The sequence below is a fragment of the Halopseudomonas salina genome (assembly GCF_008641105.1).
The window spans coordinates 215722-229328 of sequence record NZ_VTTI01000003.1 but is presented as its reverse complement, the minus strand read 5'-3'; the positions used below and the strand labels follow the sequence as shown (position 1 = coordinate 229328).

At 57.8% G+C, this 13607-nt stretch carries 11 protein-coding genes; 7 read left to right on the top strand and 4 right to left on the bottom strand.

Going from position 1 to position 13607, the window contains the following annotated elements:
- Positions 1–106: 106 nt before the first annotated feature.
- A complete protein-coding gene (locus FZF01_RS19395; protein WP_188434304.1) occupies positions 107–421 on the top strand; it encodes a hypothetical protein in 315 nt (104 codons plus the stop codon).
- Between the two features lies 1 nt (position 422).
- Positions 423–1529 (top strand): 3-deoxy-7-phosphoheptulonate synthase, encoded by a 1107-nt coding sequence (locus tag FZF01_RS06355; protein ID WP_150277304.1) that lies wholly within the window; start codon positions 423–425, stop codon positions 1527–1529.
- 7 nt (positions 1530–1536) lie between these two features.
- Here FZF01_RS06355 and FZF01_RS06350 read toward each other — a convergent pair whose 3' ends face one another.
- On the bottom strand, positions 1537–2460 hold the full coding sequence (locus FZF01_RS06350; RefSeq protein WP_396254062.1) for a cation:proton antiporter: 924 nt from the start codon (positions 2458–2460) through the stop codon (positions 1537–1539).
- A 310-nt stretch (positions 2461–2770) separates the two neighbouring features.
- Between FZF01_RS06350 and FZF01_RS06345 the strand changes: the two genes are divergently transcribed.
- Both FZF01_RS06345 and FZF01_RS06340 read left to right on the top strand, forming a co-directional pair.
- Positions 2771–3814 carry a nucleoside monophosphate kinase gene (locus FZF01_RS06345; RefSeq protein ID WP_150277302.1) on the top strand — a complete coding sequence of 348 codons (1044 nt, stop codon included), beginning with the start codon at positions 2771–2773 and terminating at the stop codon, positions 3812–3814.
- Positions 3815–3895: 81 nt separating this feature from the next.
- A complete protein-coding gene (locus FZF01_RS06340; protein ID WP_150277301.1) occupies positions 3896–4435 on the top strand; it encodes an NUDIX hydrolase in 540 nt (179 codons plus the stop codon).
- A 23-nt stretch (positions 4436–4458) separates the two neighbouring features.
- Here the strand turns inward: FZF01_RS06340 and FZF01_RS06335 are convergent, their stop codons facing one another.
- Both FZF01_RS06335 and FZF01_RS06330 read right to left on the bottom strand, forming a co-directional pair.
- Positions 4459–5670 carry an NAD(P)/FAD-dependent oxidoreductase gene (locus FZF01_RS06335; protein WP_150277300.1) on the bottom strand — a complete coding sequence of 404 codons (1212 nt, stop codon included), beginning with the start codon at positions 5668–5670 and terminating at the stop codon, positions 4459–4461.
- 161 nt (positions 5671–5831) lie between these two features.
- Complete coding sequence (locus tag FZF01_RS06330; protein WP_223825420.1) at positions 5832–6533, bottom strand: hypothetical protein; 702 nt, start codon at positions 6531–6533, stop codon at positions 5832–5834.
- 199 nt (positions 6534–6732) lie between these two features.
- On the opposite strand from FZF01_RS06330, the gene FZF01_RS06325 reads away from it, so the two are divergent.
- Together FZF01_RS06325 and FZF01_RS06320 are read left to right on the top strand one after the other, a co-directional pair.
- Positions 6733–8751: an oleate hydratase gene (locus FZF01_RS06325; RefSeq protein WP_150277299.1), complete on the top strand. Its 2019-nt coding sequence runs from the start codon at positions 6733–6735 to the stop codon at positions 8749–8751.
- A gap of 122 nt (positions 8752–8873) precedes the next feature.
- Positions 8874–9755 carry an endo alpha-1,4 polygalactosaminidase gene (locus tag FZF01_RS06320; RefSeq protein ID WP_150277298.1) on the top strand — a complete coding sequence of 294 codons (882 nt, stop codon included), beginning with the start codon at positions 8874–8876 and terminating at the stop codon, positions 9753–9755.
- Between the two features lie 21 nt (positions 9756–9776).
- Here the strand turns inward: FZF01_RS06320 and FZF01_RS06315 are convergent, their stop codons facing one another.
- Positions 9777–11150, bottom strand: coding sequence for a sensor domain-containing protein (locus tag FZF01_RS06315; RefSeq protein ID WP_150277297.1), 1374 nt, complete (start codon positions 11148–11150; stop codon positions 9777–9779).
- A 244-nt stretch (positions 11151–11394) separates the two neighbouring features.
- On the opposite strand from FZF01_RS06315, the gene FZF01_RS06310 reads away from it, so the two are divergent.
- Positions 11395–13590: an OsmC domain/YcaO domain-containing protein gene (locus tag FZF01_RS06310; RefSeq protein WP_150277296.1), complete on the top strand. Its 2196-nt coding sequence runs from the start codon at positions 11395–11397 to the stop codon at positions 13588–13590.
- The last annotated feature ends 17 nt before the right edge of the window (positions 13591–13607 follow it).

The following is a 13607-nucleotide window of genomic DNA, read 5'->3' as shown; positions in this document are numbered from 1 at the left end:
AATTCAACGGAGATTTCCATGTCAATGCTGCCTGTACATCGTGTTACTGCCTGCCGTGCCCCGAGCATCGGTAGCGAGTTTTCGCGCGTGACATCTGTAGCTGTAGTTGGATATTTCTATTTTGGGTATTGGTTTAGCCGCATGCGCGCCTGATACCCCACAGGCGCCCGGTTCAAGGGTCGCCACCAGCAGTTTCATAACCCCGGTCGGCTTCCCGCCCGGGGTTTTTTATTGGTTGATTATTGATATTCATCTACTGCCAACGAGGCTCACATCATGTCGATTTATTGCAGCTGTAACGCTTATTCCTATCGTAACTGGCGATTTAGCGGCGCCTTGCGCGCTGCAATCCGACATCCAGACCGAACGCCAAACAGACATTGAAAAATCGTGGCGAAACAACGCCACGCAAGGAACCTAGCATGAACGCCAATCTCGCTACGCTTCACACCAGCACCCCCAGCGACCTGACGCTGATTGACAATACTCTGGTCGACCCCGCCCGCACTCCAGCTCTGCGCCGCACTGTCCCTCTGCCTACGCCAGCACAGTTGCGGGAACGTTTGCCTTGCCACCCGGCCTTGGCCCACCAGATCAACCAGCAACGTGAGGCTATCCGCGCCGTGCTCAACGGTATTGATGATCGCCTATTGGTCATTGTCGGCCCCTGTTCCCTGCATGATCCGGATTCAGCCGTCGAATACGCGCAGCGGCTCGCTGAACTAGCCCATAGAGTCGGCGATCACCTGCTGCTGGTGATGCGCACCTACGTGGAGAAGCCGCGCACGACCATTGGCTGGAAGGGGCTGATGTACGATCCGCACCTGGATAACAGCAGCGATATGGCCGAGGGTCTGGCCCTCTCACGCCGTCTTATGCTCTCCATTGCAGAGTTGGGACTGCCGGTAGCGACCGAACTGCTGCAGCCGATGGCGGCAGGCTACCTGGATGATCTGCTGGGTTGGGCAGCCATTGGTGCGCGCACCAGTGAGTCGCAGGTTCATCGGGAAATGGTCAGTGGGCTGGCGCTGCCGGTTGGCTTCAAGAACGGCACTGATGGCAGCCTGGGTATTGCCTGTGACGCCATGCGCTCTGCAGCGCATCCGCACCAGCACTTCGGTATGGACAATCACGGCCAGCCTGCCCTGATCCACACACAGGGCAATGCTGATACCCACCTGGTGTTGCGTGGCGGACATGGTGGGCCAAACTACCAGCCCTCGGCAGTTGCAGCAGCCAGGCAAACGTTGGAAAAACAGGGGCTGGCACCGCGAATAATCGTCGATTGCAGCCATGCGAACAGCAACAAGAACCCGATGCTTCAGCCGGCGGTGTTGCAGTCGGTTATTGATCAGCGCAAGGCCGGGGACAGAAGCCTGCGGGGCGTCATGCTCGAAAGTCATCTGTTTGATGGTAATCAGCCGATGGGAGCTGATCTGAAATACGGAGTATCAGTCACTGACGCCTGTATTGGCTGGGCTGGCACCGAGAGTGCGCTGCTCGATGCCGCTGAAGCGGCGCAGATCTGAATGCTCATCAGTCAAAGGCTTTTGGGCGATCTGCCTCGCGACGCAGCATCGGCCGTAACACCAGAGGTGCTAACAGGCTGGTGATCGCGGTCACCACCACTAATGCTGCGTAGAGCTGCTCGCTCAGCACCTCCAACTGCTTGCCCTGCTGGGCCACCACCATGGTGATTTCAGCGCGGGGCACCATGCTTACGGCCAGCAGCATGGCGCTACTGCGCCCGATCAAAGGCCAGGCCGAGAGGCCTACGCCGACCAGTTTGGTGCCAATGGCCACTGCAGCCAGGATCAGCCCCCAGGTCCAGCTGTCTGCCAATGCCTGCAGTTCTATCTCGCGGCCAATACCGATAAAGAAGAAGGGCGCCAGAAGTGCGTAGATGTCTTCATAATTGGCTTCGCGATTGACCGCTTCGGGATCGCGGCTGAATACCAGGCCAGCAAACAGCGCGCCCACCGCCATCGAGAAACCCAGCCAGCCGGAAATGGCTGCGATCAGCACGGCAAGGCCAAGCATGGTTTGCATAACGCCGGAGTCGGTTTCCAGGCGTCGACTCCAGTGGGTAATTGGCTTCTCCATATATTGGCTGAACAGCAGGCAGCCTGCGGCGAACAGCGTGAACTTGATGGCGTAATTCCATGCTGTGCTCCCCAGGATACTCCACACCTGGCCGTTGGCCTGTTGCAGCGTCGGGATGATCGCCAGCAATAACCCCATCAGCACCACGCCGGCAATATCATCCAATTCAGCCACATCAAGAAGCAGCCGGCCGTTGTGGGTATCCACCAGACCTTGCTCCTCCCAGGAAGCAAGGGATACCCCTACACTGGTTGCGGTCATTGCCACGCCGACAGCCAGAGAGGCGATCAGCTCGAGCCCAAGCGCATAGCGGGCGGTCACATAGCCGAGTACGGCCGCCAACGTCAGGTTGGCGATACCGATGATCGACGCTCGTGGCAGTTACCAGTGCGCCTATGACAACGATTTCAGCTGCGGAATTGTCTTCCACGATCAGTTCCTCTTTCTCTTTTAGGTCTTAGCCTAGTAACCATGCCAAGGGAGGGCAAAGCCGGGGAATTCAGGGTACAATCTTGCTTCCTTTCTGGCTCCAACGCCCCATCTCGGCCCCGCTGCCGACTGTTGCAACCGGCGCGCTTTGCCGCGCCGTGATCGGCGCCAACCCGTCGAGGTCGCTTTTGCAGGCAAACGCTCCCTCATATGTCGTCAACCGAACATGAGAGTACACATGACCGAAACATCCAAAGATGTCCCCAACACCCTGTTTATTGAAGTATCCGGATCTGGCCTGCCGGAGGTCGATGGTCTCTACGTACCGTCCGAGGCGCCACCCACCACATCCGAGTCCGGTGTTGTTTCCAGCCAGGGCTACTGGAATGGCAAGATGGCCTGGGACCGGGCCGACGGCAAGGCAGCGAGAAGTCCGGCGATTTCCTACTCCAACAGCTACAAGTCCTGGCGCATCAGCCGTCTGGATGGCCATTTGGCTTACGAGATCACCTGTGAAGACGAGTTACCCCCAACCGACCGGGAGTGGAATGTCTACAAGATGGGCGTAGCGCCCGCGCCCAAGGTCGTGATTCATCACTGTGATCCGCGTGAGCCTTGCCCGAAGCCCAATGTGGTCTTTGTGCTTGGCGGCCCCGGTGCAGGCAAGGGCACCATGTGCGAGTTGGCGGAAATTCAGCTTGGCTGGACCCACCTGTCCACCGGCGATTTGCTGCGTGCAGAGCAGCAAGCCGGGGGGCCAACAACCGAGATCATCAAGGAATACATCGCCGCCGGTAAACTGGTGCCCAACGAGATTGTTGTGCGTCTGCTCAAGGACGCCATGGAGCGCACCACCCGCACCACCGGCAAGGTCAATTTCCTGATCGATGGCTTTCCCCGCTCGCTCTCCAATCTGGAAGCCTGGTACGAGGTCTTTGGTCGCGAAGCCGAGCTGCCCGTCATGCTGTATTTCGAATGCCCGTTCCCGGTACTTGAACAGCGCATTCTGGGCCGTGCCAAATACTCGGGCCGCGCCGATGACAACGTCGAGGCAATGAAGCTGCGGTTCGATACCTTCAAGGAAGAAACCCTGCCAACCGTCGAGCTGTTCAGGTCGAAGGGCAAATGCGTGGAACTCGACACCAGCCAGGATCGCGAGGCGGTCTATGCCCTTTTGCGTGGCGAACTCGCCGCTTACACCGAGCAGCAACTGATGGACGAGCCGCTTACCGACAAGTCCGAGATGTTGCTGGGGCTGCGGCCTTACCCCCGGGATGCCTGATCACTTGCGCTGAACAGTGAAATTTATCTCCTGCACCGGTAGAATCGCGGGTTTTCCGAACCCCGACTACCGGATGTACGTATGAAGCTTCTCCACGAACTGATCCACCCCGAGCTCACCAGCCGTGAGGGCCGTATTCTCAGGCGGCATGCTGCGCGTGGCATCGTGTTGCGTGAAGACCGGATTCTGCTGCTGTTTACCGAGCGCTATAACGATTTCAGCTTGCCTGGCGGCGGTATAGACGAGGGCGAGGATATAGCCGTAGCGCTGGTTCGCGAACTGGAAGAAGAAACCGGCGCCCGTGACGTGCAGGTCAAGGAGCATTTCGGATTTATCGAGGAATACCGCCCGCACTGGAAGCCTGATTACGATCTGATGCACATGACCTCACATTTCTTTGTGTGTGACGTCGCGGCGGATCTGGTGGACTCGCGGATGGAGAGCTATGAGATTGCCAACGGCATGCGGCCCATGTGGATTTCTGTCAATGAGGCTGTGAGCCACAACCGCCAGGTAATGACCCGCCAGGAGAAATCCATGGGTCAGTCGATCCAGCGGGAAACCTTCATGCTGGAGAAGATTGCCCGCGAGCTGGTTGAGCAGTTCGATCCGGTCGCCTGATTAGCGCTACTCCCGCCCAACAGTTAACCCGTACGCGCAAAGCCGAATAGCTCTGTGAGGGGATGTGAGCGACCTTCAATATGGGCTCTCAACAAGCCCGCCCCAATCATGCTGTAACTGATTCCATTGCCGCCGTAAGCCATCGCAAATTGTACCCGCGGGCCGTACTGAGGGTGTGCGCCGAAAAAGGGCAGTCCGTCTTCGGTTTCGGCGAAGGTACCGCCCCAACTGAAGGCCGGTTGTATCTCAAGGTCAGGCAACAGCTTTTGCACTTTCTTGCACAGGCCCTTGGCCTTGCTCTGCACCCGAGCGTCGCGCCGCGCCGGAATGTCCATATCGTCATCGTCGCCACCAACCAGAAGCCTGCCATCGCCTGTGGTACGCATATACAGATAGGGCCTGGCAGACTCCCATGCCATGGTCGAGGCCAACAGACCCAGGTCCGATTCATCGATGGGGTCGGTAATAAAGGCGTAGCTACTGCGGTTTTTGGCCACCGACTTTTTCAACCAGTTCTGGGACGCATAACCCGCTGCAATCACCACATGCTGAGCCTGAATCTGCAGGCCGGCGGGCGTGCGCAGGGTCACGCCATTCTCGGAAGGGTCGATGGTGTCGATTACCGTGCGATCAAAGACTCTGCCACCGCGTTCCGCCAGCCGCAGCAAGAGCTTGGATGCCATGCGGTAGGGGTCTACACGCGCAGCCAGTTTGGTCAGGATGGCGCAGGGTGCCTTGATACCAAAGCGCTCCTTCAGCTCCTTGGCATCCAGCCACTGCGCATCGAAACCGTGTTTGACGCGCAGCTCATATTCTTCACGTAGAACCGATTTGTGACCGCGTTTGCTGGCGTAGTACAGACTCTCCTGCATGGCAAAATCCACATCGCCCAACTCTTCGGCAAGAGCGCGCAGATCAATGATGGCGTCTGCGCACGCCTGATAGGCTTGCAGTGCATGGAATTCACCGTACATCTTAGCCAGCTCGACCATGTGGGTATCGATCTCGTACTGCAGCAGTGCGGTGCTGGCCGCAGAGCTGCCCCAGGCAACATCCCGTTGCTCGACCACCACTACATCCAGGCCATTCTTACCCAGCTCATCCGCGATCAGTGATCCTGTAATTCCCGCGCCCACTACTACTACATCGCAGCTGGTATCAGCCTTGAGCTGGGGAAATTCACACATAAGGCCATTTTTGACAGCCCAGAAGGGATAACCACTTTTCAGATCCATATCGTGTCCTTTGATGGCAGCAGGCGGGGGAGTGCTTGGCGCAAAACAGTGCAGTACACGGGATAGGAGAGGATGGAGCGGTTGAAAGTTCCGGTTGGTTCCGAGCGGTTGCCGGCTGGCAGAAATAGAAACCGGCTGGCGGGCAGCCGGCGATGAGTTGCTCAACGTTTGAGGCTGATCCACGTTGCTTCAGCGCAGGCTACACGCTGGCCGTCACTGCGAAACAGGGCGCTGCCGGCATTATGTTTGCGGCCATCGTGGCTGATTGCCCAGGCCGATACGATCAGGGTTTCCCCGGCTTGTACGGACTGCTCTAGCCGGGCGCTGTAGCGCCCCAGCAAGGCCATGTCGGAGACCGGTTTGACCGCGAAGAAGCCCGGGCAATCCAGGGCGGCCCAGAGATACTCGCTGGCAACATTGCCATCGGCGTCAGCCAGATCCGCCGCGGGCTGCCAGAGTGCAGCGACCCGCTCCTGATGCTCGCATACTTCGCCGGCGAAGATGCGCAGGCCGTCCCCGGCGTCACGGTTGGTACCGCATACAAAGCAGCCTGGCAAGTCATGGCGCACGCCGACAAAGCGTTGCTGAGCTTCTTCGGCCTCCTGCAAGGATGGCGCAGCCGGGATTTCCATATCAAAGGTGTATGGACGAGCACTGGCCAGCAGTTGCTCGCCGTGCTTCAACTGTAGTCCGTCCTCATGCTGGTGCAGTTGCAGATCGGTATCCAGGGGCGGCGGCGCGTGCAGGGTCACCTGGCAAGGCTGCTCCATGTGCCTGGCGACAAGGCCGGAAACGTAGCCCCCGTTGCCGCTGTTCGGCGGCCCGCAGAAACGCCGGGCAATATGCAGTGTTGTGCTGGTCATGTTCTCTCCGGTGTACGTGTAATGCCTCATCTTACCCGCTTGATTCTCTTCGCAGCACACAGGTGCAGCAACATCCAGACTGCTGATGTTGGTGTATTTGGCCGCGGCTCAGTTTGCCTCCCGAATTCATTGAACCGCTGCTGAACAATCTGGGTCTATCTGCTAGATCAATTCACCAACCAGACAAGGAAATGTTTGAATGAACAGCCCCGCCCCCGAAAAAGCGTCTGATTCAAAGCTGAAAGCCCACATTGATGCCCTCGAAAAACAGAGCATTGATACCGCGCCAGATGCCTCGGCAAAACGATTGCACAATGGTACCGACACGCCGTTGCCACCGGCTGACCTGCACGGAAGCTACACCAATCACCGGCCCCTTCCGACACCGGGTGTTGCGGAGCGTCGCGCCTGGATCGTCGGTGGCGGTATCGCAGGCCTGTCTGCTGCCTTCTTCCTGATTCGTGACGGTCACATGCCCGCCGCCAATATCACCTTTCTCGAGGAGCAGGGCATAGAAGGTGGCTCGCTGGATGGCGCCGGCAATCCAACGGACGGCTACATCGTGCGCGGCGGCCGTGAAATGGAGATGACCTACCAGAACTTCTGGGACGTTTTCTCCGAGATACCAGCCCTGGAGCTGCCAGCGCCATTTACCGTGCTGGACGAGTACCGCATCGTCAATGATGCCGACAAGAACTGGTCAAAAGCGCGCCTGATGGAGAAACAGGGAAAAATCAAGGATTTCTCGACCATGAACCTCAGCAAACGCCAGCAGCTGGAGATCATCAAGCTGTTGCTGGCACGCAAGGAGGATCTCGATGATGTCACCGTCGAGCAATGGTTTAGCGCAGGCTTTCTGGAAACCAACTTCTACACCCTGTGGCGCACCATGTTCGCCTTCCAGAACTGGCATTCGGCACTGGAAATGAAGCTGTACATGCACCGTTTCCTGCACCTGATGGATGGCCTTAACGACATGACGTCACTGGTCTTCCCGAAGTACAACCAGTACGACAGCTTTGTCCGGCCGCTTATGAGTTGGCTCAAGGACCAGGGCGTGAATATCGAGTACGATACCATTGTCGAAAACCTGGGAATGGTTACCCAGAATGGCATCAGAACCGTCAACAGCATTCAGTGCCGTAGCAGTGATGGCAACAAGATAGTTAATGTCGCGCCCAGTGATCTGGTTTTGGTCACCACCGGCTCGATGACCGAAGACACCGTCTACGCGGATGACGACACTGCCCCACAGCTGAATGACAGAAGCCGTGCCGGTACCGGATCCGGCTGGCAACTCTGGAAGAATCTTGCAGCACAATCGGACATATTCGGCAGGCCGGAAAAGTTTTGTGGCGACATTCCACGCTCAACATGGGAGTCGGTAACGCTCACTTGCAGGCCCTCGCCATTGATGGACAAGCTCAAGGAGCTGTCGGTCAACGACCCCTATTCGGGTTTCACGGCTTCGGGCGGGATTATTACCTTTACCGACTCCGCCTGGCTGATGAGTTTTACCTGTAATCGCCAACCGCACTTTCCCGATCAGCCTGACGACGTAATAGTGCTCTGGACCTATGCCCTGTTGATGGACAAGCCCGGCGATTATGTGAAAAAGCCAATGCCCGAGTGCACCGGCAAGGAAGTGCTGGCCGAGATGTGTTATCACCTTGGCCTGATTGACCAGCTTGAGGCTATAGTTGCCGCAACCAGATCACGTATCGCACTGATGCCCTTCATTACGTCTCAATTCATGCCAAGGGCCAGGGGCGACCGCCCACAGGTGATACCCGCAGGCTGCACCAATTTGGCATGCATGGGGCAGTTTGTGGAAACCCATAACGACGTGGTTTTCACCCTGGAAAGCTCGGTAAGGACGGCCCGTATCGGTGTTTACAGTCTTCTTGGTATCAAGAAGCAGGTCCCCGACATCTACCCCGGGCAATACGATTTGCGTCGCCTGTTACGCGCTACTCGCACGCTGAACAGTGACGAGGCATTTGTGGGGGAGGGTATTCTGCGGCGTATTCTCAGTGGCACTTATTTCGAACACGTTCTCCCACTGGGCCGGAACGAGGATGCCAGCGATCTGCACAAGCCCGGGTTGTTCGAAAGTCAGCTTCAGAGCCTTCGAACTACGCTCAAGGAAAGCCAGACAGTCGACGAAGTCAAAGGCCGGGTTCAGGATCTGGTCAACAAGCTGCGGGGTCGCAACTGACTCCATAGCTGATGCTCTAGCACCCAGGCGGCTGACCCATTCCCTCGTCAGGAACTGCGGCGGACTTGCGGCGGTAAGTACTACGCGTGCTACTGTATTTGTCCACCTGCAGAGGATGGCGAATGCAAAAGCTCAAGTGGTTTGTAGCGGGTTTGGCCCTGGCAAGTTTCGGCTGTTATGGGACCAACGGCCCCGCACCGGAAGCGGTGATACCAGAGGCTACCGAGATGGCCGCGGTCAAGGAAGCTGACTGGTACAGACCGCCCTTGGGCGTGACCTGGCAGTGGCAGCTGTATGTCAGCGATGAGCATCCGTTGAATACTGACTACGATGCCGATATCTACAATATCGACCTGTTCAACACGCCCGAATCAACTATCGACTCCCTGCAGGCGGAAGGCCGCAAGGTCATCTGCTATTTTTCCGCAGGTACTTACGAGAATTACCGTGCAGACCGCTATCAGTTCAACAATAGCGACCTGGGTGATGGCGTGCGGGGCTGGCCTGCCGAGCGTTGGCTGGATATCCGCTCAAACAACGTGCGCCGGATCATGACTGAACGACTGGACCTGGCAGCGCACAAGGGCTGTGATGCCGTAGAGCCCGATAACGTGCAGGGTTATCTGGAGGGCACCGGCTTTGCTTTAACCGCCGAGGATCAACTGGCCTATAACCGCTTTATAGCCAACGAGGCGCGTCGCCGTGGGCTTGGGGTTGGCTTGAAGAACGGCCTTGAACAGATTGAAGCCCTGGTTGATTACTTTGATTTTTCAATCAACGAGCAGTGCTTCCAGTACAACGAGTGCCACAAACTGCTGGCATTTATCCAAGCTGGCAAGCCTGTGTTGAATGCGGAATACCCGGCAGAAGATAACGATTTGTCCCGGGATGATCCATCGATCGGAGCCCTGTGCGCCGCCGCTGAGGAGTTCAGGTTCAGCACGCTGGTTTTGCCGGTCGCTCTGAATGACAGCTTTCGAATCGCTTGCCCAAGCTCAACCTGATAATCACTATAAATCGCGGATTTACCGGGTCGCGGTTGAATTTGCGGCTGTCCTGTAGCAATTGCCGCCGCTGCGCTTGGCTACATACATGGCCTCGTCGGCGAGCCGCACCAGTTGCTGTTCGCTCTGGCCGTGCTCTGGATAAATGGCAATACCCAGGCTCGGGCTGCTGATCAAGGTCTGGCCCTCCAGTTGATAGGGGTTGCTCAGGGCCGCGATTATCTTGTCGGCGACCATAGCTGCATCTCCTGGCTTGGCGATGTTGTCCAGCAAGATGGCAAATTCGTCACCGCCAAGACGGCCGATCGTGTCTGAATCACGGACACATTTTCTGAGGCGCCCAGCAACCTCCTTCAGCAAGAGATCGCCTGTGGAATGGCCATAGGTGTCGTTGATCAGCTTGAAGTTATCCATATCCAGATAAAGCACGGCAAGACGCAAAGTGCCGCGCTGCGCCCTTGTCAGGGACGCCTGCAAGCGATCCAGGAATAGCGCCCGGTTGGGCAGTTCGGTCAGTTGGTCGTATTGGGCAAGAAACTCCAGGCGGGAGTGTGTGCGCTTGCGCTCAATTGCGGTCGCCACCTGGCTGGAAACGAACTGAAGCAGTTCCAGGTCCTGATCGTTGTAACGCACGTCACCCGAATAACTCTGCAGTACCAGGGCTCCGATGATCTCGGTTCCGGCTATCAGAGGCACGCCCAGCCAGTCCAGGGAATGCTTGCCCGCCACCGTGCCTATCTTTGCCAGCAGTTGCTCGGCCGTTTCGGGTGTGAGCAACAGGGCCTTGCCTGAGCGGATAACCTCAGCGCTCAGAGTTCCCGAATCCAGTGGCTGGGATGGCGGCGGTGGATCGAACTGGTCAACGTAGTATGGGAAACTGAGTTGATTGCTGGGGGCATCGTACAGCGCCACAAAGAAATTGTCGGCGGGTAGCAATTTCCCGATGACCTGATGCACTCGCGCATAGAGCATGCGCAGATCCCCCGCCGCGTGAGCAACTTCTGATATCGCATACAGCGCTGCCTGGACTGCTTCGGCGCGTTTGCGGCCGGTTATGTCCCGTGCAACGCCAACCCTTACCTGCTCGGCATCAAGCCAGCGCGCGGACCACATCACGTGCACGATGCGCCCATCTTTGTGGACGTAACGATTTTCATGGTCCTGGGAGGGGCTACCCGAATTGATCTGCTCGACCATCTTCAGCGAATGATCGCGGTCCTCGGGGTGCATCAGCTCGAAAGCCGTGCGGCCGATCATCTCCTCGGGCCGGTAGCCGAACACCTGTTCGCTGGCTGCGCTGACTGAAAGAAACCGACCCTCGATATCTACCACGCAGACAACATCGAGTAGAAGGTCGAGCAGCTTGTCGTGAGGTAGGGGAGGGGTTGTCGTCATGGCCATTACTATACTGGGACTCTTGGACGGTTCGCTAGCGCAAAGGCGCTTTTTTGAGCGTTCGCAGCCCGCGGGAGGGCCGGGCTTTGCCTTGACCAGGGGGGCTGCAGCTAACGCAGCTGGTCAATATGGAGCTCGACTATTACAGATGTAACCTGAGCTCCCGACCGGCAACACATGACTTCCCAGGCAAAAGCAGGATAATGGCGGCCAATTCGTTTCGCTCGTCATTCTGGTGCCCCCCATGGAAATCAAGGTCAACTTTCTCGACAACCTTCGACTTGAAGCCAAGTTCGATGACTTCACGGTGGTGGCCGATCAACCCATCCGTTATAAAGGTGACGGCTCAGCGCCAGGGCCTTTTGATTACTTTCTGGCCTCATCGGCCCTGTGTGCCGCCTATTTTGTAAAGCTGTACTGCGACACCCGCAACATTCCCACCGACAACATCCGCCTGTCGCAGAACAACATCGTCGATCCGGAAAATCGCTACAACCAGATCTTCAAGATCCAGGTCGAGCTGCCCGCCGATATTTCGCCCAAGGACCGCCAGGGCATCCTGCGCTCCATCGACCGCTGCACAGTGAAGAAGGTCGTGCAGACCGGCCCCGAGTTCGTGATAGAGGAAGTCGAGAACCTGGACGCCGACGCCCAGGCGCTGCTGATGCCCCTGACCGCCGAAGGCGAGGGCACCCGAGTGTTAGGCAAGGACCTGCCGCTGGAGCAGACCATCGCCAACATGTCCGGAATTCTGGCCGATCTGGGCATGAAGATCGAAATTGCCTCGTGGCGCAATATCGTCCCCAACGTCTGGTCGCTGCATATCCGTGACGCCCAGTCGCCCATGTGCTTTACCAACGGCAAGGGCGCGACCAAGGAGGCCGCGTTGGCCTCGGCGCTGGGCGAGTTTATCGAACGGCTGAACTGCAACTTCTTCTACAACGACCAGTTCTGGGGTGAAGAGATTGCCAATGCGCCCTTCGTGCATTACCCCAACGAGCGCTGGTTCAAGCCCGGTCGCAAGGATGCACTGCCCGCCGAGATACTCGACGACCACTGTCTGGAGATCTACAACCCTGACGGCGAGCTGCGTGGCTCACATCTGATCGACACCAATTCCGGCAACACCGAGCGAGGCATCTGCTCGCTGCCCTATGTGCGCCAATCAGACGGGGAGGTGGTGTATTTCCCCTCCAACCTGATCGAGAACCTGTTTCTCAGCAACGGCATGAGCGCCGGCAACACCCTGGCAGAGGCCCAGGTGCAATGCCTGTCGGAAATCTTCGAGCGCGCGGTCAAACGCGAAATCCTCGAAGGCGAGATGGCTCTGCCGGATGTGCCGCAGGAGGTGCTGGCGAAATACCCCGGCATCCTAGCCGGCATTCAAGGCCTGGAAGAGCAGGGCTTTCCGGTGCTGGTCAAGGATGCGTCCCTGGGCGGCCAGTTCCCGGTCATGTGCGTGACCCTGATGAACCCGCGCACCGGTGGTGTGTTCGCCTCCTTTGGTGCCCATCCCAGCTTTGAAGTCGCGCTGGAGCGCAGCCTTACCGAATTGCTCCAGGGTCGCAGCTTTGAGGGCCTGAACGACCTGCCCCAGCCGACCTTTGAAAGCCAGGCGGTTACCGAGCCGAACAACTTCGTTGAACACTTTATCGATTCCAGCGGCGTGGTCTCCTGGCGCTTCTTCAGCGCCAAGGCAGACTTCGAGTTTGTCGAATGGGATTTTACTGCCGAGGGCGAGCAAGCCAACGCAGAAGAGGCCGCCACCCTGTTCGGCATCCTCGAAGAGCTGGGCAAGGAGGTCTACATGGCCGTGTACGACACTCTCGGCGCCAACGCCTGCCGCATCCTGGTGCCCGGCTATTCCGAGGTGTATCCGGTCGATGACCTGATCTGGGACAACACCAACAAGGCGCTGCTGTTCCGCTCCGACATTCTCAACCTGCACAGCCTGGACGACGACAGCCTGCAGGCGCTGATCGAGCGTCTGGATGAAAGCGAGCTGGATGACTACACCGACATCAAAACTCTGATCGGCATCGAGTTTGACGACAACACCGCCTGGGGCCAGTTGACCATTCTCGAGCTGAAACTGCTGATTCACCTGGCCCTTGAGCAATTTGAAGAGGCCAAAGAGCTGGTCGAAGCCTTCCTGCAGTTCAACGACAACACCGTCGAGCGGGGCCTGTTCTACCAAGCACTGAACGTGGTGCTGGAAGTGGAGCTGGACGACGAACTGGACCTGGGCGATTACGAAATAAACTTCCGCCGCATGTTCGGCAATGAGCGAATGGAGGCGGTGCTTGGCTCTATGTACGGTAGCGTACGCTTCTATGGCCTTGAGCCCACCAGCATGAAGCTGGAAGGACTCGAGCGACACCAGCGCCTGGTGGAGAGCTACAAGAAATTACACCAAGCGCGGGCATCCGTCGTTGAGTAGGTAGTGATGTTGCCGGA

What these genes read in the sequence shown, in the direction of transcription:
- FZF01_RS06355 (WP_150277304.1), top strand. Translation starts at nt 423, where the DNA reads ATGAACGCCAATCTCGCTACGCTTCACACCAGCACCCCCAGCGACCTG.
- FZF01_RS06330 (WP_223825420.1), bottom strand. Translation starts at nt 6,533, where the DNA reads ATGACCAGCACAACACTGCATATTGCCCGGCGTTTCTGCGGGCCGCCG.
- FZF01_RS06345 (WP_150277302.1), top strand. Translation starts at nt 2,771, where the DNA reads ATGACCGAAACATCCAAAGATGTCCCCAACACCCTGTTTATTGAAGTA.
- FZF01_RS06315 (WP_150277297.1), bottom strand. Translation starts at nt 11,150, where the DNA reads ATGACGACAACCCCTCCCCTACCTCACGACAAGCTGCTCGACCTTCTA.
- FZF01_RS06310 (WP_150277296.1), top strand. Translation starts at nt 11,395, where the DNA reads ATGGAAATCAAGGTCAACTTTCTCGACAACCTTCGACTTGAAGCCAAG.
- FZF01_RS06335 (WP_150277300.1), bottom strand. Translation starts at nt 5,670, where the DNA reads ATGGATCTGAAAAGTGGTTATCCCTTCTGGGCTGTCAAAAATGGCCTT.
- FZF01_RS06325 (WP_150277299.1), top strand. Translation starts at nt 6,733, where the DNA reads ATGAACAGCCCCGCCCCCGAAAAAGCGTCTGATTCAAAGCTGAAAGCC.
- FZF01_RS06320 (WP_150277298.1), top strand. Translation starts at nt 8,874, where the DNA reads ATGCAAAAGCTCAAGTGGTTTGTAGCGGGTTTGGCCCTGGCAAGTTTC.
- FZF01_RS06340 (WP_150277301.1), top strand. Translation starts at nt 3,896, where the DNA reads ATGAAGCTTCTCCACGAACTGATCCACCCCGAGCTCACCAGCCGTGAG.